At 58.6% G+C, this 21739-nt stretch carries 26 protein-coding genes; 15 read left to right on the forward strand and 11 right to left on the reverse strand.

Annotated features, from left to right (window positions below; genetic code table 11):
* Positions 1–277: 277 nt before the first annotated feature.
* On the forward strand, positions 278–646 hold the full coding sequence (locus tag AD669_RS19975; protein ID WP_053122908.1) for a type II toxin-antitoxin system RelE/ParE family toxin: 369 nt from the start codon (positions 278–280) through the stop codon (positions 644–646).
* Positions 633–953 carry a helix-turn-helix domain-containing protein gene (locus AD669_RS19980; RefSeq protein ID WP_053122912.1) on the forward strand — a complete coding sequence of 107 codons (321 nt, stop codon included), beginning with the start codon at positions 633–635 and terminating at the stop codon, positions 951–953. The genes AD669_RS19975 and AD669_RS19980 overlap by 14 nt, the downstream gene beginning before the upstream one ends.
* A gap of 12 nt (positions 954–965) precedes the next feature.
* Here AD669_RS19980 and AD669_RS19985 read toward each other — a convergent pair whose 3' ends face one another.
* On the reverse strand, positions 966–2009 hold the full coding sequence (locus AD669_RS19985; RefSeq protein ID WP_053122913.1) for an MBL fold metallo-hydrolase: 1044 nt from the start codon (positions 2007–2009) through the stop codon (positions 966–968).
* Between the two features lie 215 nt (positions 2010–2224).
* Here AD669_RS19985 and AD669_RS19990 point away from each other — a divergent pair, with 215 nt between their 5' ends.
* From AD669_RS19990 to AD669_RS20000, 3 genes are all read left to right on the forward strand, one after another.
* Positions 2225–2833, forward strand: coding sequence for a TetR/AcrR family transcriptional regulator (locus AD669_RS19990; RefSeq protein WP_053122915.1), 609 nt, complete (start codon positions 2225–2227; stop codon positions 2831–2833).
* A 157-nt stretch (positions 2834–2990) separates the two neighbouring features.
* Positions 2991–4046: a diguanylate cyclase gene (locus AD669_RS19995; protein ID WP_053122917.1), complete on the forward strand. Its 1056-nt coding sequence runs from the start codon at positions 2991–2993 to the stop codon at positions 4044–4046.
* 166 nt (positions 4047–4212) lie between these two features.
* The gene (locus AD669_RS20000; protein WP_053122919.1) at positions 4213–4746 is read left to right on the forward strand and encodes a DUF1003 domain-containing protein; all 534 of its coding nucleotides are present in this window, start codon (positions 4213–4215) and stop codon (positions 4744–4746) included.
* Here the strand turns inward: AD669_RS20000 and AD669_RS20005 are convergent, their stop codons facing one another.
* Complete coding sequence (locus AD669_RS20005; RefSeq protein WP_053122921.1) at positions 4747–5625, reverse strand: LysR substrate-binding domain-containing protein; 879 nt, start codon at positions 5623–5625, stop codon at positions 4747–4749.
* 228 nt (positions 5626–5853) lie between these two features.
* On the opposite strand from AD669_RS20005, the gene AD669_RS20010 reads away from it, so the two are divergent.
* On the forward strand, positions 5854–6555 hold the full coding sequence (locus AD669_RS20010) for a CTP synthase (RefSeq protein WP_053122924.1): 702 nt from the start codon (positions 5854–5856) through the stop codon (positions 6553–6555).
* Positions 6552–6857 carry an antibiotic biosynthesis monooxygenase gene (locus tag AD669_RS20015; RefSeq protein ID WP_053122926.1) on the forward strand — a complete coding sequence of 102 codons (306 nt, stop codon included), beginning with the start codon at positions 6552–6554 and terminating at the stop codon, positions 6855–6857. Before AD669_RS20010 ends, AD669_RS20015 begins: the two co-directional genes overlap by 4 nt.
* Before the next feature lie 127 nt (positions 6858–6984).
* Here AD669_RS20015 and AD669_RS20020 read toward each other — a convergent pair whose 3' ends face one another.
* Positions 6985–7311 (reverse strand): DUF2025 family protein, encoded by a 327-nt coding sequence (locus tag AD669_RS20020; protein ID WP_053122928.1) that lies wholly within the window; start codon positions 7309–7311, stop codon positions 6985–6987.
* Between the two features lie 220 nt (positions 7312–7531).
* Between AD669_RS20020 and AD669_RS20025 the strand changes: the two genes are divergently transcribed.
* Both AD669_RS20025 and AD669_RS20030 read left to right on the forward strand, forming a co-directional pair.
* On the forward strand, positions 7532–8659 hold the full coding sequence (locus AD669_RS20025) for a glycerophosphodiester phosphodiesterase (protein WP_053122929.1): 1128 nt from the start codon (positions 7532–7534) through the stop codon (positions 8657–8659).
* A 156-nt stretch (positions 8660–8815) separates the two neighbouring features.
* Positions 8816–9121, forward strand: a complete 306-nt coding sequence (locus AD669_RS20030) for a PepSY domain-containing protein (protein ID WP_053122931.1) — start codon at positions 8816–8818, stop codon at positions 9119–9121.
* 257 nt (positions 9122–9378) lie between these two features.
* Here the strand turns inward: AD669_RS20030 and AD669_RS20035 are convergent, their stop codons facing one another.
* On the reverse strand, positions 9379–9825 hold the full coding sequence (locus tag AD669_RS20035) for a hypothetical protein (protein WP_053122933.1): 447 nt from the start codon (positions 9823–9825) through the stop codon (positions 9379–9381).
* A 207-nt stretch (positions 9826–10032) separates the two neighbouring features.
* Here AD669_RS20035 and AD669_RS20040 point away from each other — a divergent pair, with 207 nt between their 5' ends.
* Positions 10033–11055, forward strand: a complete 1023-nt coding sequence (locus AD669_RS20040) for a transporter (RefSeq protein ID WP_053122934.1) — start codon at positions 10033–10035, stop codon at positions 11053–11055.
* A 342-nt stretch (positions 11056–11397) separates the two neighbouring features.
* Positions 11398–13011 (forward strand): inorganic phosphate transporter, encoded by a 1614-nt coding sequence (locus AD669_RS20045; RefSeq protein ID WP_053122936.1) that lies wholly within the window; start codon positions 11398–11400, stop codon positions 13009–13011.
* A 145-nt stretch (positions 13012–13156) separates the two neighbouring features.
* Here the strand turns inward: AD669_RS20045 and AD669_RS20050 are convergent, their stop codons facing one another.
* Positions 13157–14053, reverse strand: a complete 897-nt coding sequence (locus tag AD669_RS20050) for a LysR family transcriptional regulator (RefSeq protein ID WP_053122938.1) — start codon at positions 14051–14053, stop codon at positions 13157–13159.
* A 121-nt stretch (positions 14054–14174) separates the two neighbouring features.
* Between AD669_RS20050 and AD669_RS20055 the strand changes: the two genes are divergently transcribed.
* Positions 14175–14933 (forward strand): SDR family NAD(P)-dependent oxidoreductase, encoded by a 759-nt coding sequence (locus AD669_RS20055; RefSeq protein WP_053122940.1) that lies wholly within the window; start codon positions 14175–14177, stop codon positions 14931–14933.
* Positions 14934–15064: 131 nt separating this feature from the next.
* Here AD669_RS20055 and AD669_RS20060 read toward each other — a convergent pair whose 3' ends face one another.
* The gene (locus AD669_RS20060; RefSeq protein ID WP_053122941.1) at positions 15065–15502 is read right to left on the reverse strand and encodes a multidrug/biocide efflux PACE transporter; all 438 of its coding nucleotides are present in this window, start codon (positions 15500–15502) and stop codon (positions 15065–15067) included.
* Positions 15503–15591: 89 nt separating this feature from the next.
* Here AD669_RS20060 and AD669_RS20065 point away from each other — a divergent pair, with 89 nt between their 5' ends.
* On the forward strand, positions 15592–16446 hold the full coding sequence (locus AD669_RS20065) for a LysR family transcriptional regulator (protein ID WP_053122944.1): 855 nt from the start codon (positions 15592–15594) through the stop codon (positions 16444–16446).
* Positions 16447–16566: 120 nt separating this feature from the next.
* Here AD669_RS20065 and AD669_RS20070 read toward each other — a convergent pair whose 3' ends face one another.
* On the reverse strand, positions 16567–17403 hold the full coding sequence (locus tag AD669_RS20070) for a LysR family transcriptional regulator (protein WP_053122946.1): 837 nt from the start codon (positions 17401–17403) through the stop codon (positions 16567–16569).
* A gap of 111 nt (positions 17404–17514) precedes the next feature.
* On the opposite strand from AD669_RS20070, the gene AD669_RS20075 reads away from it, so the two are divergent.
* Positions 17515–18240 (forward strand): SDR family oxidoreductase, encoded by a 726-nt coding sequence (locus AD669_RS20075; RefSeq protein WP_053122948.1) that lies wholly within the window; start codon positions 17515–17517, stop codon positions 18238–18240.
* A gap of 99 nt (positions 18241–18339) precedes the next feature.
* On the opposite strand, the gene AD669_RS20080 is transcribed toward AD669_RS20075, so the two are convergent.
* Genes AD669_RS20080 through AD669_RS20090 form a run of 3 tightly spaced genes read right to left on the reverse strand, consistent with a single transcriptional unit; the run spans position 18340 to position 20381 of the window.
* Positions 18340–19578 carry an RNA polymerase sigma factor gene (locus AD669_RS20080; protein WP_053122950.1) on the reverse strand — a complete coding sequence of 413 codons (1239 nt, stop codon included), beginning with the start codon at positions 19576–19578 and terminating at the stop codon, positions 18340–18342.
* On the reverse strand, positions 19571–19915 hold the full coding sequence (locus tag AD669_RS20085; RefSeq protein WP_053122952.1) for a YciI family protein: 345 nt from the start codon (positions 19913–19915) through the stop codon (positions 19571–19573). The genes AD669_RS20080 and AD669_RS20085 overlap by 8 nt, the downstream gene beginning before the upstream one ends.
* Before the next feature lie 40 nt (positions 19916–19955).
* Positions 19956–20381, reverse strand: coding sequence for a nuclear transport factor 2 family protein (locus tag AD669_RS20090; RefSeq protein ID WP_053122954.1), 426 nt, complete (start codon positions 20379–20381; stop codon positions 19956–19958).
* A 141-nt stretch (positions 20382–20522) separates the two neighbouring features.
* On the opposite strand from AD669_RS20090, the gene AD669_RS20095 reads away from it, so the two are divergent.
* Positions 20523–21008, forward strand: coding sequence for an N-acetyltransferase (locus tag AD669_RS20095; RefSeq protein WP_053122956.1), 486 nt, complete (start codon positions 20523–20525; stop codon positions 21006–21008).
* Between the two features lie 233 nt (positions 21009–21241).
* Here AD669_RS20095 and AD669_RS20100 read toward each other — a convergent pair whose 3' ends face one another.
* On the reverse strand, positions 21242–21730 hold the full coding sequence (locus AD669_RS20100; protein WP_053122958.1) for a GNAT family N-acetyltransferase: 489 nt from the start codon (positions 21728–21730) through the stop codon (positions 21242–21244).
* Positions 21731–21739 lie beyond the last annotated feature (9 nt).

The raw sequence follows: 21739 nt of genomic DNA on the forward strand, positions 1-21739 counted from the left end.
AACAAGGACAATCAGCAGTAGGAAAAGTCAGCCTGACTTGTAGCCGCTACATTGGGTGGAGGCTTTTTCTGACGTGATTTCTTCCAGATTCAGCCAGCATTTGTGCACTGAAAATCTGAGATCGGAAAATGGTTTCACACGCATACAAAACGCATTTGATTCCAGCAAATATTAACTGTACAAAAAACCAGTACACCCTAAATCACGCCTAAGTCTCAACCAGGCGTTAGCAATGAAAAGGATCGTTGACCATTATCCCAACATAGGTATATTTTGAATGTGTGCAAGGAAGCCGCTCTTGTGGGTGTGTAGCAGCAAAAAAGACCTGAAGCAGATGCCCACAGACGTGCAGGACGTTTTCGGTTATGCACTGGATCTCGCCCAAAATGGGCTGAAGCACCCAGATGCAAAACCTTTGAAGGGCTTTTGCGGTGCAGGAGTATTGGAACTGGTGGAGAACTTCGATACCAACACCTATCGCGCCGTTTACACAGTTCGTTTCGACAGCGCTGTTTACGTTTTGCACTGTTTCCAGAAGAAGGCGACGTCTGGAATCAAAACCGCTCAGTCGGACATTGAGCTAATCCGAAACCGACTTAGAGCTGCCCAGAATCACGCCAAAGGATCATCAAATGATAGAAATTGAAGAAGGCAGCGGCAACGTCTACCAAGACCTCGGCTTGCCCAATGCCAGTGAAATGCAGGTCAAATCACAACTCGCGGCCAAGATCGGCGAAATCATAAAGGCACGCCATCTGACCCAAATTCAAGCTTCGGAAATTCTGGGTTTGTCTCAGCCCAAACTCTCCGAAATGCTTCGCGGGAAATTTCGCGGTATCAGTGAAGCCAAGATGATGGAGTGTCTTTCTCGGCTCGGACGAGACGTACAAATAGTGGTGAAATCAGCCCCTCGTTCAAGGAAAGAGGGGCGTATTGAGGTGGTATTCGCTTGACGCGATAAGGCGTCAGGCGCCCTGCACCGCTGCTTCAGTCTCACCTTCAACCGTCAACCACCACGCACTCCCCCGCTGCGGCTGCGCCAGATTAAACGCCTCGCCCATCTGCGGCGTCGTGATCGTCACACTGCGCTCCCACGCCAGCGCGAGGATTCGGTCGAACGGTTCGTGCCAGGCATGCATGGCCAGATCGAACGTGCCGTTGTGGATTGGAAACAGCCAGCGGCCCTTGAGGTCGATGTGCGCTTGCAGGGTTTGTTCCGGTTGCATGTGCACGTGTGGCCATTCGACGTTGTAGGCGCCGGTTTCCATCAGGGTCAGGTCGAACGGGCCGTATTCTTCGCCGATGCGTTTGAAGCCGTCGAAGTAGCCGCTGTCGCCGCTGAAGAAGATGCGCGTGTCGCCGTCGATCATTACCCACGACGCCCAGAGTGTGCTGTTGCCGTCGAACAGGCCTCGACCGGAGAAGTGTTGCGACGGGGTGGCGATGAAGCGGATACCGGCGATTTCGGTGCCCTGCCACCAGTCGTACTGGCGCACTTTGCTGGCGTCGATGCCCCATTTGATCAGGGTGTCGCCGACGCCGAGCGGGGTCAGGAAGTAGTTGGTTTTTTCAGCGAGTTTAAGTACGGCTTGGTAGTCGAGGTGGTCGTAGTGGTTGTGCGACAGGATCACCGCTTCGATCGGCGGCAATTGGTCGATGCTGATGGGTGGCTGGTGAAAACGTTTCGGGCCGGCCCATTGCACGGGCGAAGCGCGCTCGGCGAAGACCGGGTCAGTGATCCAGAATTTGTCGCGCATTTTCAATAGAAGAGTTGAGTGGCCGAGGCGATAGACGCTGTGGTTCGGCGCGGCCAGCAGGTCTTCGCGGGTCAGCGGTTGCACCGGGATCGGCGCGGCGGGCCGGGTGTCGCGGGGTTTGTGGAAGATCATGTTCCACATGATCCGCAACATTTTGCGCAGGCCTTCGCGCTGCACCGGCGCGTGATTGCGGAACAGCCCTTGAGCCTGGCGTGAGGCTTCGGGTGTGGAAGCGGGATTTGGGTTGGCCATGACTGAATGACTCCTGAAAAACCGGGGAATTCACGGCGTTTCACGGTGGGACGATAAATGGCCAAGGCTGCACGCACAGGCCGAACTGTCTGTTTTTTAGGTTGCGAGGATTAACGCAACATTACACTGAGCGGTGTAGTTTCTAGGTTGCATCAAACACGATGACAAGTAAACTACCGAGTGTAATTTCATTCATTTCCTGCCGAAGCTTACTTATGACAGCTCCACAGCGCCTCACCGACCGTAAACGCGAAGCCATTATTCAGGCAGCGATTGCCGAATTTCGTGCCAACGGGTTCGAGGTCACCAGCATGGATAAGATCGCCGCGACGGCGGGTGTGTCGAAGCGCACGGTGTACAACCATTTCCCCAGCAAGGAAGAGTTGTTCGCCGAGATTCTGAATCAGTTGTGGGCGCGGATCAGCGCAGAAATGCGCGAACCGTATTGCGCCGACAAGCCTTTGCGCGAGCAGCTGCGGCAGATGCTGTTGGCCAAATTGCAGATGATGGCCGACGACAATTTCCTCGGCCTGGCGCGGGTCGCGATTGCCGCCACCATCCATTCCCCGGAGCGTGCGCAGAACATGGTGGCGCGCATGGGCGAACGCGAAGAAGGCCTGACGGTGTGGATTCGTGCGGCGGTGGCCGACGGTCGATTGAAACCTATCGATCCGGAGTTCGCCGCGCATCAGGTTCAAGGCCTGCTGAAGTCGTTTGGCTTCTGGCCACAGATTTCCATGGGCCAACCGCCGCTGGATGCCGAGATGCAGAACACCGTCGTTGAATCGGCTCTGGACATGTTTCTCGGCTGTTATCAGCTCTAAGTCGCCGCTCTTCTGCGTGAGCCATCGATTAATGGCTCGGAAGGACACTGATCATTCCCGTTGGAATAAATGACAATGTCCGACAATCGACCGACAGACGGTCGACCTGAGGAAATATACTGCAAAGTATTTCAGGACGAATCACGCGCAGGACACCATGGAAAACAATCGCGGCAAAGGCTTGTCATTCGCCAGACGTATTTACCTGCCCCGGATCATCGGTCTGGGCGTCGGGTTTTTCTGTGTCGGCGCCGCGCTGCATCCGCTGAACATGCCGGGCTGGATCTGGCCACTGTTGCTGTTTAACGGCTTTGCCTGGCCGCATCTGGCGTATCAGATCTCCACGCGCTCTGCTTTCCCCTATCAGGCCGAGCGCCGCAACATGCTTTATGACTCGCTGTGCGGCGGGTTCTGGGCGGCGAGTTTTCAGTTCAGTCCGCTGGCGACCGTGACCATTCTGTCGATGATGACCATGAACAACGTGGCGGCCGGTGGCCAACGACTGTTCGTGTTTGGCGCCCTCGCCCAACTCGTCGGCGTGTTGCTGGGCTGGTTGATCTTCGGTTTCAAATTCAGTCTGACGATGACACAGGCGCAAGTCTGGGCCTGTCTGCCGATGCTCACCTTGTATCCGCTGGCGCTGGGCATGGTTTGTTATCGACTGGCGATCAAACTGTCCCAGCATAAACGTGCACTGAGTGCTCTCAGCCGTACCGACAGCCTGACCGGCCTGCTCAATCACGGCGCCTGGAAAGACCTGTTGCACCTAAAGTTTCAGCAGTGCCGTCAGCACAACACGCAAGCCACATTGGCGTTGATCGATATCGATCATTTCAAAGTGATCAACGACAGTTATGGGCACATCGTTGGCGATGCAGCGCTGCGTCAATTGAGTCAGGAGCTTAGGCGTGTGCTCGATGATTATGAGTTGGCCGGGCGTTATGGCGGTGATGAGTTTTGCGTGATTCTGCCGACGTTGCCATTGGCCAAAGCCGAGGTGTTGATGGAGCAGTTGCGCGAGGCACTGGAGCAGTATCGCCATCCGGATGTGCCGGATTTGCGGGTGAGTTTGAGTATTGGCCTGGCGCGCTATCAGGCCGGGTATAAGGACGCGGTGGATTGGCTGGAGGATGCGGACAAGGCGTTGTATACGGCGAAACATACGGGGCGCAATACGATCAGTGTCGCATTGGCGCACGACGCGAGAGTTTGAGTGAGCGTGGCGCCGCCTTTGCGAGCAAGCCCGCTCCCACAGTTTGACCGAGTTTCATCAGTAGGAATGCAGTTCAAATGTGGGAGCGAGCCTGCTCGCGAAGAGGCCGGCAGCCACAACGCAAGACTATAGTGATGCACAGCCACCCAACCCCGCCGAGCCCATCATGACCCCTGACCCATCGGAAAAACCCACCACCGACCCCACCGATCACCTGCGCTTCCACCGCCCTCACGCCCACCTCGCCACCACGTTCGGCAACGACACCTTCGCCTTGCGCGCCGAGGCCTTTGCGCGGTTCTTCGGCACGCCGACATTTCTCGGCGCGCAAACCCTGATCGTGTTGCTGTGGGTCTGCCTCAACGTTTTCGGCGTGACCACGTTCGACGTTTACCCGTTCATCCTGCTCAACCTCGCGTTCAGCCTGCAATCGGCCTACGCCGCGCCGCTGATTCTGCTCGCGCAAACCCGCCAGGCCGCGCGCGACAAGGCGCAATCCGACGCCGACGCCCAGCACCGTGAAGACCTCGCGCGAGCTAACACTGAGCGCCAGGCTCAAGCGGCACAGAACACCGCGCAGTTACTGGAATTGCTGGAGCAAAACACCCGCCTCACCGAGATGACCAAAAGCCTGACCGAGCGCATCGAAAGTCTCACCAGCGAGATGCACGATCACATGCGCCAGTCTGCGCAGCGCTGATCACGGCAGACGCAGCGCCCGCCCAAGTTCATCGAACAGCGTGACCACCGAGCGCAACGCCCGGCAATCCGGACGGGTCAGCAGCCACAGCGCGGTGTCGTAACCGTGCAACGGTTCGCTCAAGGCTTGCAGGTCATCGCCCATCAGAAAATCCGGCAATGCCGCCACACCGAGCCCGGCGCGTACCAACTCCGTCACCGAGAGCATGCTGTTGCAGCGATAACCCGGCACCACGCCGGGCAAGTGCTGACGGCGCCAGGCGATGGTCGGGTGATCGGGCAGAAAGTCATCCGGGGCGATCCAGGTCAGCGCGGCCAGATCTGTAGGATCGACGTTCTGCAGATAGCGCGGACTGGCACAGACCCTGTAGGAAATCTTCGCCAGTTGCCGTCCGACCAAGTGCTCCGGCGGTGTGCGCGTGAGACGCAGGGCAATGTCGGCATCACGGCGGCTGAGGTTGGCGAAGTCGTTGGAGGTGCTCAGTTCGATGGTCAGCGCCGGGTAGTTGGGCATGAACTGCGCCAGCGCCGGCAGCAGCAGGCCTTGCAGTACCGAGTCGGTGCAGGTCAGACGCACCGTGCCGCTGATCACTTCGCCGCCCTGCTCCACGCCAATGCGCGCGGCTTCGAGGGCTTGCTCGGCGCGTTCGGCCTGCTCGGCGAGGTTCTGTGCGAGGGTGGTCGGCAGGTAACCGGCGCGGCTTTTTTCGAAGAGTTGCTGACCGAGTGCGGCTTCGAGACGGCGCACGGCGCGAAACACGGTAGAGACGTCTACTTTTAACAGCTGAGATGCGCGGGCCAGAGAGCCGGCGCGCGTTAGAGCGAGGATCAGGGCGAGATCGGGGTAGTCGAGCTGATAGTGCGCCGCTGCATTGATCACTTGGGGAAATGCCAATATTGAGTGCGTGAGCGCCAATCTATAGTGAGTGGCGTTAGCGGGCAATCACACCTTCTTCAAAGCAAACGCAAAACTCTGTGGTGAGGGGATTTATCCCCGTTCGGCTGCGAAGCAGTCGTCGCTCTTGAAATCTTGGGGCTGCTTCGCTGCCCAACGGGGATAAATCCCCTCGCCACAGGGGTTCATCGATCTATTCAAAAAGGAATTTACATGGACGCTGTTTCCATCGCCCTCATCGGCGATTACGACCCGCAGGTGACGGCCCATCAGGCCATCCCCGTCGCCCTTGGGCTGGTCGCTGAACACCTCGCCCGCCCCGTGCATTTCGAATGGCTGGCCACCGACCAGATTCACGCCGATACCGCGCTGCATCGTTTCGACGGCATCTGGTGCGTTCCTGCCAGCCCTTACAAAAACGAAGCCGGCGCTCTACGGGCCATCCGTTTTGCCCGCGAGCAGCAGCGACCTTTCCTCGGCACCTGCGGTGGTTTTCAACATGCCGTGCTGGAATTTTCCCGCAACGTGTTGGGCTGGGTCGACGCCGAGCACGGCGAAACGTCGCCCGATTCCGAACGTGCTTTGCTCACGCCGTTGACTTGTTCACTGGTCGAAGCGGTGGGCAGCATTCATTTGATTCCCGGCTCGCTGATCGCCAAGGCGTACGAAACGTCGGAAATTGAGGAAGGCTATCGCTGCCGCTACGGTGTGAATCCGCAGTTCGAGGGTGATCTTCTGAGCAATGGCCTACACGCCACAGGGCATGATTCGGTGGGGGATTTACGCGCGATCGAGCTCAAGGATCATCGGTTCTTCGTCGCGACGTTGTTCCAGCCGGAACGCGCGGCGCTCAAAGGCAAAATCCCGCCGCTGGTGCGGGCGTTTGTCGAAGTTTGCGCGGAGGCACGGCGATGACCTCGTGTTTTGCGGTGATCTTCACCTCGACGCGCACTGAGGGTGATAACGGTTATGCCGCAGCCGCCGAGCGCATGGAAGAACTGGTGAATATGCAACCGGGGTATCTCGGTGTGGAGTCGGTTCGTGGGGCGGATGGTGTCGGCATTACTGTGTCGTATTGGGAGAGTGAGGCGGCGATTCTTGCGTGGCGACAGAATCCTGAGCATCGAGTGATTCAGGAGCGTGGGCGATCGATTTGGTATTCGAAGTTTCATACGCGGGTTTGCAGGGTTGAGCGGGAGTATCGGTTTGGGAAGTGAGGATGGCGGCGCAGTCTAGGCCGCCTTCGCGAGCAAGCTCGGCTCCTACAAAAGATTTGCGAGCCCCACCAATCCTTGTAGGAGCCGAGCTTGCTCGCGAAGAGGCGCTCTCAGTCACAGCAAAATCTCAACCACGCACCAAGCTGCGCACCGCCACTATCTCCGGCACTTCAACCTTGTGCATATACACCCGCAACGGCTCGGTAATGTTGATCCGCTCATCAATATGCTGATCCAGCAGCAACTGAATCAACTCACGTTTAAGCGTCATGGTCTGCTCGGTCGCCGGCGCCCAGACGAATTCGCTGGTCGGAATAATGCCGTCATCGGCCACGTACATGCCGAACGAATCTTCGCTGAAACGCACGATGTATTGACCGGTTTTACGATTGAGGCCAACAAACCCCTTGAGGTCGTCGGCAGCCTGGCAGATGAGTTGGGAGGTGATGCGCATGGTAAACCTCACGAAAAGTGATCGATGGTTTACACGCAAGGTAATCGAGTGGCGCGCCCTCTGCCGGGGCGTCTGCCGAGGGCAAGCGTACTGCAGTTGGCGAGCAGAATTGTAGGAAAATTCGGTTTTAATACATTTATGTCGGTCTGGCGATAGCACGCAATCGATTCAGTTGTTAAAAGGTACGTCTTTGAAACAGACCCGCGAAAGGATCTCGAACATGCCCGCCACTTTCACCAAAAGCGCCCTCATGCTGAGCCTGTTGCTCGGATTCGGTCAGGCGCACGCCGCCAGCCAGAGCAATCCCGACGCCGTGGCCGGGGCGCATGGCATCCCGCACCCGGCGGTGATCGCTCACCGTGGCGCGTCCTTCGATGCACCGGAATCCACCGCCGCCTCCTACACACTGGCCCGCGACCTCGGCGCTGATTATCTGGAAATGGATTTGCAGCGCAGCAAGGATGGCGTGCTGTTCGCCCTGCACGATGACAATCTGCAGCGCACCACCGACGTCGCGAGCAAGTTCCCGGATCGCAAGGACAGCCCGGCCAACGCCTTCACCATGGCCGAACTGAAAACCCTCGACGCCGGCAGCTGGTTCAACGCCAAGTACCCGGAGCGCGCGCGTCCTTCTTATGCCGGGCTGAAAATTCTGACCCTGGACGAAATCATCAACATCGCCCAGGCCAACCCGCACCACAAGCCAGGCCTTTACATCGAAACCAAAGAGCCGCAACTGTTCCCGGGCATCGAGCATGACCTCAAGGAAAAACTGCAGGATCGCGGCTGGCTGAGCCCGGCCGGTTCGAAACTGGCGAAGAGCCCGTTGGGCGTGGGTCAGGGTAAAGGCAAGGTAATCCTGCAGACATTCGAGAAAAACAGCCTCGAACTGCTGGAAAAAGAAATGCCGCAAGTGCCGAAAATTCTCCTGTTGTGGGTCGGCGAAGGCAGCATCGAACCGAAATCGAAAGTGACCTTTGCCGAGTCGGGCGAGAAGGACAAAAACGTTTTCTACGGCAAACAGGAACCTAAGTCCGAAGCCGAGTTCAAGCAGTGGGTCGACTACGCCAAGGCTCAGGGTGCAATCGGCACCGGCCCTTCCGCGAAGTTGACCAACAGCGGCGATCAAAGCTATTCGGATCTGGTGCAACCGTGGATGAATAAATACACCCACGATCAAGGCATGCTCGTTCACGTTTACACCGTCGATGAGCCGGTGGATTTCGAGAAAGTGATGGCTGCGGGTGTTGACGGCATCTTCACCAACCGCGCCAGCGAACTGTTGAAGTTCTATAAGCGTCCGGCGGCCGGCAGTGTTGATCAGGTATTGAAGAACAACGGTTATTGAGCGGAGATCTAGGTATCTGCATCGCGAGCAGGCGCGCTCCTGTAAGAGCAGTTTGTTGGCGGTGCTAGTTTTTAAGGGTGAATTAAGTTGCGCTGGTTAACCTGAACTCACTTAAACAGCTCACCCAATTAGACACACCACTAAAGGATTGAACCGATGAAAACTTTGACTGCCCTGTTTACTGCCGCTGCTCTGACCCTGACTGCTGGCCTGGCCCAAGCTGATGTTCGCGTCGATCAGATCCCTCAACTGGTGAAAGAAGGCAAGATCAAGTCGCTGGAATCGATGAACGCCGAAGCGTTGAAACTGCACCCGGGTGCGACCATCACTGACACCGATCTCGATAACCACTTCAATGGTTATGAGTATGAAGTTGAACTGCGCAAGGCCGATGGCACTGAGTGGGATGTCGACTTCGACGCCACTACCGGTAAAGTGCTGAGCAACAAGCAAGACCACTGATACAGCGCACTAGCGAAAGCCGCACGATTGAAAGATCGTGCGGCTTTTTTGTGTTTGGTCTGAGAGATTTGTCGACGGTGGGATTTTACCCCCTCACCCCAGCCCTCTCCCCCAAGGGGGCGAGGGGGAAAGGGAGCAAATCGTGAGCTTTTCAAAGTCAAAGTACGGCTCGAAATCTCAGGTCGGTGAACCTTAAAAGAACACCTCGGTCAGTCCCCTCTCCCCCCGGGAGAGGGTTAGGGTGAGGGGAAAAGCCATCACGCCGAAGTACTGACCAGCGCCCCCGACGTACTCGACCCCGAATCCTGCAACGCCTGCAACAACGACGCCGTAGCCGTCTGCAAAGAAGCCGACGTCGTGGTGATCTGCGCCTGCGCTGCCGCCACGTCCGCCGCTTTGGCATCCGCGCTTTCCTGCTTCGCCTGCGCCGCTTGCAGTGCCTGCTGCTGTTGCTGGAATTGCTTTTGCAGCTCGGCAATCTGCTTGCGCAGCTCCTTCACCGAATCCGATTCTTCACTGCTGCTGGAACTGCTATCCCCCGCCGGTGCCGCGCCGCCCGCCGCTTTCGGCGCATCGCCGGATGCACTCGCAGTTGCCGTCGCGGCGGTGGTGGTGGTGGTGTCGTCGCCAACGTCGTTGATCGTGGTTTTACTGGTGGACGTAGTGACAGTCTGATTGATCGAAACAGAGCTGATGCTGACCATGGAAATACTCCAATGCCGGTGATAGATAACCGGTCATCGACCAGGGTCGCGATGAATTGAGATCGACTGTGTACCCACACGGTATCGAAATCGGTACATGTCACCCCGTCATCGAGCGGTCACAAAATCGTCACGCACGATTGCGAAGATGCCGAGCAGGTGAATCTGTAAACCCCACGCCAGACGCCCTCTCCGCAGCGAGCCTCCATGAACCACAGCCTCGACCTCAGTCATCGCGATCCCGATCTGTTTGGCCTGCTCTACGGTTTTCGTTTTCTGCCCGGCGAACGTGGCCGCGAAGTGGATTCGGCGACGGCATTACGCTGTTTGCAGGACGACAGCGGCAGCGGAGAATTTCTCTGGCTGCACCTGAATTTGGCGCACGCCGCGTGCGAGCGCTGGATGAAGAGTCATCTGCAATTGCCTGAAGAGTTTTTCGAGGCACTGCACGAAGGCTCGCGCTCGACGCGCATCGAGCATGTCGACTCGGCGTTGCTGGCGGTGGTCAACGATGTGGTGTTCAACCTCAGCAGCATGGTGTCGTCGGACGTGTCGACATTGTGGGTCTGCGTGCGCAGCAAATTGATCGTCAGCGCGCGCCTGCAACCGCTGCACTCGGTGGATAAATTGCGTTCGTCGGTGAAGGCTGGCGAGCGCTTTCGTTCACCGTCGGAACTGCTCGTGCATTTGTTGCGGGATCAGGGCGAGGTGCTGACGCAAATCGTGCGCAAAACCAGTATGAGTGTGGATCAGGTCGAGGATGAATTGCTCTCCTCAAAGCTGTCGACCAACCGCGCGGAACTGGGTGCCAATCGGCGGGTGCTGGTGCGGCTGCAACGGCTGTTGGCGCTGGAGCCGGGTTCGTTGCTGCGTCTGCTCAATCGGCCGCCGCCGTGGTTGCAGAAAGAGGACGTCAAGGAGCTGCGCAAATCCACTGAAGAGTTTGCGCTGATCATCAACGACCTCACGGCGCTGGGTGAGCGGATCAAATTGCTCCAGGAAGAGATCGCCGCCAACCTCAACGAACAGAGCAACCGCACGCTGTTTACCCTGACCGTGGTGACAGTGCTGGCGCTGCCGATCAACATCATTGCCGGTTTTTTCGGGATGAATGTGGGTGGGGTGCCACTGTCGCAGGATCCGGAAGGGTTCTGGATATTGGTGGCGCTGGTGGCGACTTTTACCGTGATTGCGGGGCGGTGGGCGTTTCGTAAAAGGGGTGATTACTGACCCTTGCGCACCACAGATCTATTGTCGCTGCAGAGATCTATCGAGATGACAAAGATCCTGTGGCGAAGGGATTTATCCCCGTTCGGCTGCGCAGCAGTCGTAAATCCGGTGATCGCGGTTGAGCTGATACACCGAGGTGAATGGTTTTGGGGCTGCTTCGCAACCCAACGGGGATAAATCCCCTCGCCACAAAAGCTCACCTGAATTCCCCAGAGTTCAGGAATGGACTCAACAGATCAATGGTCAGGCTATTCATCCAAACACTGATCTGCCGCAGTCTCTCTGTAACATTCTGCAATGATCATGGGCGACATTCCTTCCCTCGCTGAGGATTGTCCGCTCATGGCTACTCCCTCCCTGACCGCCAGCCACACATCCGCCCCCAGCGGCAGGCCCGCCCTCGACAAGAAAACCAGCCCGTTCACCTACGTAATCTTTTTCGCCGTGCTGGCGATGGGCATGCTGTTCACCGCCTACAGCCTGATGCACGACATGCACGAACTCGGCACGGTCGTTACCACGTGGACGCCGTTTCTGCTGCTCGGCGTGGCGCTGCTGATTGCGCTGGGCTTCGAGTTCGTCAACGGTTTCCACGACACCGCCAACGCCGTCGCGACGGTGATTTATACCCACTCGCTACCGCCGAATGTCGCGGTGGTCTGGTCGGGTTTTTTCAACTTTCTCGGTGTGCTGCTTTCGAGCGGCGCGGTGGCGTTCGGCATCATCGCGTTGCTGCCGGTTGAGTTGATTTTGCAGGTCGGCTCGTCGGCGGGTTTCGCGATGATCTTCGCCCTGTTGATCGCCGCGATCCTGTGGAACCTCGGCACTTGGTGGCTGGGTTTGCCGGCGTCTTCGTCGCACACGCTGATCGGTTCGATCATCGGCGTCGGCGTGGCCAATGCCTTGATGCACGGCCGCGACGGCACCAGCGGTGTCGACTGGGCGCAGGCGACCAAGATCGGTTACGCGCTGCTGCTCTCACCGCTGGTGGGTTTCGGTTGTGCCGCGCTGTTGCTGCTGGCGCTGCGCGCGTTCGTGAAGAATCGTTCGCTGTACAAGGCACCGGAAGGCAACGCGCCGCCGCCCTGGTGGATTCGCGGTTTGCTGATCGCCACGTGCACCGGCGTGTCCTTCGCTCACGGCTCCAACGACGGCCAGAAAGGCATGGGCCTGATCATGTTGATTCTGGTCGGCACGCTGCCGATGGCGTACGCCTTGAACCGCACCATGCCCGAAGAACAATCGCTGCAGTTCGCCGCTGTGGCGCAAGTCACCCAGCAAGCGCTGGTGAAAAGTGCACCGCAGCCGGCGCCGGCTGATCCGCGTCCGATCCTTTCCGATTACGTGCGCAGCAAGGAAGCAACGCCGCAACTGATCCCCGCCCTCGCCGCCCTCACCGGGCACATTGGCGAACAAGTCCGGGGCTACGGTTCGCTGGCGAAAGTCCCGGCCGAAGCCATGGGCAACGTGCGTAACGACATGTACTTGGCCAGCGAAAGTATTCGCCTGATGGACAAGAACAAGGTCGGCAATTTCGACGCCGACACCAGCAGCAAGCTGCAACTGTTCAAGCAACAGATCGACAACGCCACGCGGTTTATTCCGCTATGGGTGAAGATCGCCGTGGCCATCGCGCTGGGGCTCGGCACCATGGTTGGCTGGAAGCGGATTGTGGTGACGGTGGGTGAAAAAATCGGCAAGACGCACCTGACGTATGCTCAGGGTGCGTCGGCGGAAACCGTGGCGATGCTGACCATTGGTGCGGCGGATATGTTCGGTTTGCCGGTGTCGACGACGCATGTGTTGTCGTCGGGTGTGGCGGGGACGATGGTTGCCAACGGTGGCGGGTTGCAGATGAAGACCATCCGCAATTTGCTGATGGCGTGGGTGCTGACGTTGCCGGCGGCGATCCTGCTGTCCGGCAGCCTCTACTGGCTGTTCACCCAGATCTTCTGACCCACAACAATTCCCCTGTAGGAGCTGCCGAAGGCTGCGATCTTTTGATCCTGTTTTTAAAGATCAAAAGATCGCAGCCTGCGGCAGCTCCTACAGGTAGCCGTTTCAGATAGAGATCCAGTGAGGTTTGAGTGCAAGGTGTGGGTTAGAGGGTTGAGCGGATCACATCGCCGAGCCAATCCATGAACACCCGCACGCGCAACGGCAAATGTCGCTGCCGGGCATACAACAACGAAATCGCCATCGACGGCGCCGTAAACTGCGGCAACACCGTCACCAGTTCGCCGTTATCCAAATGTGGCTTCATGCCCGAGCGCGGCACTTGGGTCAAACCAAACCCGCCCAGACACGCCGATTCATAAGCATCCGTGCTGTTAACCGTCACACTGCCCGCCATCGGCAAACGCTTAACCTCACCATCCTCCTCGTACACAAACCCTTCCGAACGCGAACCCAATACGCCGACGTAATGCACCAGCCGATGCTGCGCCAGATCCTCCAGCGTCTGCGGCACACCATAGCGTTCAAGGTAAGCCGGGCTCGCGCAGTTGATCATCGAAAAATCGCCCAAATGCCGCGCGACCACCGATTGATCCGGCTGCGCGCCAATGCGCACTACGCAATCAAAACCCTCGCTGAGCAGATCGACGCGGCGGTCAGTGCTGCTGATTTCCAGTTCCAGATTTGGGTGACGATCCATGAACTCAGGCAACAGCGGCATGACCAGACGTCGCGACAGAATGTTCGGCATGTCGACACGAATGCGCCCGGTCAGCGAGGCCTCGTCCTGGCGGAACAACCCTTCAATCTCGTCCATGTGCGAAAGCAGATCCTTGCTGCGTTCGTACAACACCAAACCGTCCTGCGTCGCCTGCACTTTGCGCGTGGTGCGCTGCAACAGGCGCGTGCCGACCAACGCTTCCAACGCCTGCACGTGTTCGGAAACGGTAGAGCGCGGCAGGCCGAGGCTCTCGCCGGCGAGGGTAAAACTCGACAGTTCGCTGACCCGGACGAAGGTGCGCAGCAGTTCCAGTTTGTTCATGTGAGCACCTGACGATTGTTCGGCTGAGCCGATCAGTGATTCCGATTTCAGTCTGTTTATCACCTATCGGCGGACAAATAAACTGAGTTCCATCACCACTCACTAGCATCGAGGAAGTCCCATGAACCGCAAAATCGCATTGATCACCGGCGCCAGTCGTGGCCTCGGCAAAAACGCCGCCCTGCACCTCGCCGCCCAAGGTGTCGACATCATCGGCACTTACCACAGCCGCGCGGATGAAGCGCAGGCGCTGGTCGTCGAACTGGAAAAACTCGGCGCCAAAGCGGTGATGCTGCAACTGGACGTCGGTCGCAGCGACAGCTTTGCCGGGTTCGGCGCGAAGGTTGGGCAAGCGCTGCGCGAACAATTTGAACGCGAGCGTTTTGATTTCCTGATCAACAACGCCGGGGTCGGTCTGCACGTGAGTTTCGCCGAGACCACGGTTGAGCAATTCGACATGCTGATGAACGTGCATTTCAAAGGGCCGTTCTTCCTGACGCAGCAACTGCTGCCGCTTATCAACGACGGCGGACGCATCATCAATATCTCCAGCGGCCTCGCGCGTTTCACCATCCCGGGCGCCAGTGCTTATGCGGCGATGAAAGGCGCGATTGAAGTGCTGACCCGTTATCAGGCGAAAGAGTTGGGCGCGCGGCAGATTGCTGTGAACACGTTGGCGCCAGGCGCGATTGAAACTGACTTTGGTGGCGGGACGGTTCGCGATAATGCGGCGGTGAATGCGATGGTCGCGGACAACACCGCGCTGGGACGCGCCGGTCAGCCGGATGATATTGGCGGGGCGCTGGCGTTGTTGCTGTCGCCGGGTGCGCAATGGATCAATGGCCAGCGGGTTGAGGCCTCCGGCGGGATGTTCCTCTAAACCTGACACCCATCCATTGTGGCGAGGGGATTTATCCCCGCTGGGGTGCGCAGCGCCCCCTCTTTTGATCCAGAAAAGATGGGCCTGCTGCGCAGGCCAACGGGGATAAATCCCCTCGCCACAGGTTTTGGTTAACCCTCACAAACGCGGCGGGTCATGAAGCGTTCGCGCAGCACGTCGTACGCCCAGTGATAAACATAGGTGTACGGCAGGAAGAACAGCAGCACGCCGATATCCAGCAAAAACGCCTGCCACAAACTGACCGACAACCACCACGCAATCAGCGGCACGCCCATCACGATCAAGCCACCCTCGAACAGCAGCGCATGCACCACACGCACCCAAGCGTTATGCGCAACATTCATCCGCGCCAGCACCCGGTCGAAGTAGCGGTTGAACACCACGTTCCAGCCCAGCGCCAGCATCGCGATCAACACCGTCACCGCGCCCATTTCAAGCATCGGTTTTTTCATCAACCACGCCAGCAGCGGCGTACAGATCAGAATGGCCAGCAGTTCGAAACCAACGGCTTGGAAAATACGTTCAGTGATGGATTTAGGGGCAGTCATTGCCTGACTCCTTGAGTGAAGATGGTTGCCATGATCTATCCTCACACCGATACTTCATAACCAATAACCATCGATCAAGGCGATAGTTCATGGCCTCGCAAGAAGTGCTGTTGGCGTTTGTGCAAGCGGCGACCCAAGGTTCGTTTTCGGCGGCGGCGCGCAAACTCGGGCGCAGCCAGTCGACCATCAGCGCGGCGGTGGCCAGCCTTGAGATCGATCTGGATCTGGTGCTGTTCGATCGCAGCAGCCGTAAGCCGACGCTCACCCCCGCGGGCCATGTGATGTTGCAACGAGCGGAGGCGATTCTGGCGGCGACCAGTCGTCTGGAAATGACCGCGCGGCAGTTGTCCCAGGGGGTCGAGCCGAAACTGACCGTGGCGATTTCCGACACCTATCAGTCGTATCGTTTTGAAGCGGCGCTGGTCGGGTTTGAGCAGCGTTATCCGGATCTGGAGCTGGAATGTTTGATCGCTGAATGCGATGACTTGATTGAACTGGTGCAACGCGGTCGTGCGCATCTGGCCTTTGCGGAGATGCAGGAGAATTATCCGCCAGATCTGGTGACCTCGACCGTGGCCGAACGCACGGAAATAGCTCTGTTCGTCAATCGCGATCATCCGCTGGCGACGCTTGATCACATTGATCAACACACCTTGGAACTGCATCGCGAGCTGCGCCTGGCGACCATCGTTAATCCCTATGACAGTCGTGGCAAAGGCCGGGTGTGGTCGGCGCCGAGTTATTTGATGTTGCTGGAAATGGCCGAAAAGGGTTTCGGCTGGGCGCCGTTGCCGCGTTGGCTGGCGCAGCGGTTTGGCAATGATTTGCTGGTGGAGTTGAAGGTGCGCGGCTGGCCTAAACCGGTGTTTGTCGATGCACTGTGGTCGCGGCTGTATCCGCCGGGGCCGGCGGGGAGCTGGTTGTTGAACAAGATGTTGGAATAGCGGTGCCCCATTCGCGAGCAAGCCCGCTCCCACAGGTATCGAGGTGTTCATTGATTTTGTATGCGACTCGGACACTGTGGGAGCGGGCTTGCTCGCGAAGGCGTCACCCCAGACACCCAATCAAGCAGCCTCAATCATCACCGGTCGATTCAACAAAAAATACTCATGCAACCCCCGCATCGCCGGCAGTTCCAGCGCCTGCGCCGCATAACACAACCCTACCCTTCGCGTCGGCGCCGGCAGGTGCAACGCACGCACCACCACCCGCGCATGCCCGGTCACCAATGACTGCGGCAACATCGCCACGCCAACTCCCGCCGCCACCATGTGCAACGCCTGTTGCAACGAGCCGGCATGCCCCGCCACCGCTTCCGGCGAACGCCCGTACAACGCCATCAAGCGCTGATGCGACGGATGCTGCGGACAGGTAATCCAATCCTCAATCGGCACCCAATTCGCTTGCACCGCCGCCATTGGATGATTCAACGGCAGCGCCATCACATAGGATTCTTCCCACAGCGGCAGGAACAACTCGTCCTCGCAACACATCTCTTCGACCGCCAAGCGTCCATCACCCTGACAGCCCTCCTCCATCGTCAGCAACAGATTCGGCAATGCCAGATGCGCCATGCGTACAAAGGCTTCGATGTGGCTGGCAGCGATGTCGCCCTCGATGCCGAGGGTAAGCGGCGCACGGTTTTCGCGGCCGCGAAACATTCGGCTCAGCGCCTCGGCGTCGGCGACCATTCGCCGCGCTTGCGGATACAGCAACCGCGCTTCATCACTGACTTCGACACCGCGCGGCTGGCGCACGAATAACGTCGCGCCGAGCTCTTCCTCCAACTGTTTGATCGTCACCGACAGCGTCGGCTGGCTGATGAACAGGCGCTGCGCGGCGGCGGTGATGTTGCGTTCCTCGAACACGGCGAGGAAGGCTTTGAGATGACGGACATCCATAGGTGATTCCGATAGCAGACAGAGGAATAAGGCATTTTTCAGCCACAACGGCGCTAAATATACTGCGCCCATCGTTCAGTCATTTGAAATACTTATTTCAGGAGTTCACCCATGAGCAAGCCATTGATCATCATCACCGGTGCCAGTTCGGGCATCGGCGAAGCCACCGCCCGTCGTTTGAGCGCGGCCGGCCATCCGCTGCTGTTGCTCGCGCGTCGCGTTGAACGCCTTGAAGCGTTGGCGCTGCCGCACAGCCTGAGCCGCAAAGTCGACATCACCGATCGCAGCGCATTGCTCGCGGCGGTGGCGGAAGCCGAAGCGCAATTCGGCCCGGCGGATGCGTTGATCAACAACGCTGGCGTCATGTTGCTCGGTGCGATGAGCGAGCAGGATCCGGCGCAGTGGGATCAGATGCTTAACGTCAATGTGAAGGGTTTGCTCAACGGTATACACGCGGTGGTTGCCGGGATGATCAAGCGTAAGCACGGGACGATCATCAACGTCAGCTCGGTGGCCGGGCGCAAGACGTTCCCGAACCATGTCGCGTATGTCGGCACCAAGTTTGCGGTGCATGGGTTGTCGGAGAATCTGCGCGAGGAGCTGGCGCCGCACAATGTGCGTGTGACGACGATCGCGCCGGGGGCGGTGGAGACTGAGTTGCTGAGCCACACCACGGATGAGGCGATCAAGACTGGGTATCAGGCTTGGAAACAGGACATGGGCGGCACGGTGTTGAGTGCTGAAGATGTGGCGACGGCGATTGAATATGCGTATGGGCAGCCGCAGGGGGTTTGTATTCGCGAGATAGTGATGGCTGCAACCCGGCAGCAGGCCTGATACCCACAACGCCATCCTGTAGGAGCTGTCGAGTGAAACGAGGCTGCGATCTTTTGATCTCGCTTATCAAGGTCAAAAGATCGCAGCCTTCGGCAGCTCCTACAGGGGGGTGGATAACTGATTCAGGCGTGCTTCGATGAAACGTCTTTCGGGTTCTTGCCGGGTCAGTTCAAGGGCGCGAAGGTAGGCTGAACGCGCCTCTTCCACCCTGCCCAACTGCCGACAAAACTCCGCCCGCGCCGAATGCGCCAAGTGATAATCCAGCAACTCGCCCCGCGCCAAAATCCCTTCAATCAACTGCAACCCCGCCAACGCCCCATCGCGCTTGGCCACCGCCACTGCTCGATTCAACTCAATCACCGGCGAAGGCACCGCCCGCAACAGCACGTCATACAAACCAACGATCTGCTCCCAATCCGTCTCCCCAGCCGTCGGCGCCTCGGCATGCACCGCCGCAATCGCTGCCTGCAAACAATACAGCCCAAACCGCCGCGTGGTCAGCGCGCGCTCGATCAGCGCGCAACCTTCAGCGATCAACCCGGCATCCCACAACGCGCGATCCTGATCATCCAGCAGCACCAGTTCACCACTCGGCGAAGTGCGCGCCGAGCGTCGTGATTCGTGCAACAGCATCATCGCCAGCAGCCCCATCACTTCCGGCTCCGGCAACAATTCCATCAACAACCGCCCCAACCTGATCGCCTCACGCGTCAGATCTTCGCGGGTCAGTTCAGCGCCGACCGACGCCGAATAGCCTTCGTTGAACACCAGATAAATCACCCGCAACACGCTGTCGAGGCGCTCGGGCAATTCGCTCAGGCTCGGCACTTGATAAGGGATTTTCGCGTCACGGATCTTGGCTTTCGCCCGCACGATGCGTTGGGCAATCGCCGCCGGCGCCGAGAGAAATGCGCGGGCGATTTCTTCGGTGGTCAGGTCGCAGACTTCACGCAAGGTCAGCGGCACTTGCGCATCCGCCGCCAGCGCCGGGTGACAACAGGTGAAGATCAGCCGCAGACGATCATCTTCCACGTCTTCGCCACTCCAGTCGGCCTGTTCAAGTTCTTCCAGTTGCGCGAGCAACATCGGCTGCGAGGCCTTGAACCGGGCGCGGCGGCGCAATACGTCAATCGCCTTGAAGCGCCCGGTCGAGACCAGCCAGGTGCGCGGATTGTCCGGCACGCCATCGCGTTGCCAGCGTTCGACGGCGACGAAGAACGCTTCGTGCAAGGCTTCTTCGGCGAGGTCGAAATCACCCAGCAGGCGAATCAGCGTCGCCAGAATCCGCCGTGAGTCTTCGCGATAGACCTGCTCGACCCGCGCCCGAACCTCAGACATTCAACTGCCGCACCGGGCGCACTTCAACGCTGCCGACCCGCGCTGCCGGAATGTTGCCGGCGACCTGGATGGCTTCGTTGAGATCCTTGGCGTCGATCAGGTAGAAACCGGCCAGTTGCTCCTTGGTTTCCGCGAACGGGCCATCGGTGATCGACACTTTGCCGTTGCGCATGCGCACCGTGGTGGCGGTCTGCACTGACTCCAAGGCCTCAGCGGCAACCATTCGCCCGCTGCCCTGAATCGACTCGGCGTAGGCCCAGCACTCGGCGTCTTCCGGGCTGTCGGGCGATGAATGCAGCAGGCGCTCATCGCTGTAGACCAGGCATAAATACTTCATGGCGTTCTCCTGAAGCGGACGGATCAACTATGGCTGAAGATCAGGGTTGCACATCGAACAGGGTCGCGCCGCTCATCGGATCGAATGGCGCCGACCAGTGTTCATGGGCGATTTTCCAGGCCCCGCCGACCTGCCGATAGCAGGCGGTGACGCGCATCCAGCAGCTCTGGGTTTCGCCTTTTTCATTGGTGCCGCCGCAGTTGGCGACCCAGTGGGCGAAGGCGATGTTGTCGGCGCTTTCGATGGCGATTTCATGGAATTCGAAAATGTGCGGGCCGGGGCACATTTCCATGCACGCGACCCAGTGTTCGCGGTACGCCGGTTTGCCCTTGAATTGCAGGGCCTTGATCGCGTCGAACGAGACGATGTCGTCGGCGTATAGCGCCATGACTTTCTCTACGTCCTTTTTCATCACGGCGTCGCGGTAGGTGTTGATCAGGGTCTGGATTTCGGATTGTGCGCTCATGGTGTTCTCCGTGGTTTTTGTTGTGAAGACACCCTTAGTCGCTTGGTGGATCGGCAGATCGACAGGCGAAACAAAAAAATTCCACTGAGGGCAAAATCGCTAGAATCCGAGGCTTATCTTTGTAGGAAAAAGGAAATTCCCGTGTCAGCCCAACTCGTGCCGTACGACAGCCTGAATGCTTTGCAGCGTCAGCAAGTCGAGGCGATTGAAATCCATGCCGAGCAGATCAAATTCTCCGGCGATATTCACGGTGCATTGCACACCTTGTTGTCGAAACCGGGCCCCGGCGTGAAGGGTTTTGCATTGCTGGCGGAAGACGTGCCGGTCGCCTTTCTGTTGCTGAAGCGCCCGCCCGTGTTGCCGGCCTGGGCTGATGAACACAGCGCCACGTTGCACGCGTTGCAGGTTGATCGCCGTGCGCAGGGCAAGGGTTATGGCAAGGCGTGTCTGCAAGCGCTGCCCGAGGTTGCGCGCCAGGCGTGGCCGGAGATCAAAGGGCTGGAGTTGTCGGTGGACGCGGATAACGACGCGGCGATTGCGCTGTACGCCAAGCACGGCTATGTCGACAGCGGCGAAGCGTACAAGGGCCGGATCGGTTACGAACGGCGCATGGCGCTGTTTTTCTGAGACATCGAGGGATGCATGATGCCGAAACCTACGACCTTGATGCATCAAAACGGATAACCGACCCCCTTACTGACACAACTCAAACCTTGATGATCGTTCCCACGCTCTGCGTGGGCATGCAGCCGGGGACGCTCTGCGTCCCAAAGTCGTGACGCAGAGCATCACGGGAGGCATTCCCACGCAGAGCGTGGGAACGATCAGCGTGGTAACGATCATGGGTTTTGCGGTGTTGTTCAGAGGGTCAGGATCATCTCGTGCCACGCCATCCCGCCGTGATCCGACTCCGACGGTTTGATGTAGGCAAAGCCAAACCCGGCGTACAGCGGAATATGCTTTTCCTTGCACATCAAATGAATCGTCGCCTTGTCCATCCCGCGCATACGCTCGATAAATTCAGCCATCAAACGCTTCGCCAGCCCTTGCCCCTGATAATCCGGGTGCACCACCACCGACATGATCACCACGTTCGGCCCTTTCGGGTCATGGCCGATCAGTTCTTTGAACGCCTCGTCCGACATCTGCACATCAAACGCCGCGCCAGAATTGACGAAACCCGCCACCACGCCATCCACTTCCGCCACGACAAAGCCTTCCGGCCAGGTGGCGATACGCGTGGCGATTTTCTCGCGGGTGGCGGCTTCGTCGCCTTCGTAGGCAACGGTTTCGATGGCGTAGCAGCGATCCAGGTCGGCGGCGGTGACGTTGCGGATGACGGTGTTCATGGCGGCTCG

This window comes from Pseudomonas sp. P1.31, from assembly GCF_001269815.1.
GTDB classification, from domain to species: domain Bacteria; phylum Pseudomonadota; class Gammaproteobacteria; order Pseudomonadales; family Pseudomonadaceae; genus Aquipseudomonas; species Aquipseudomonas rustica.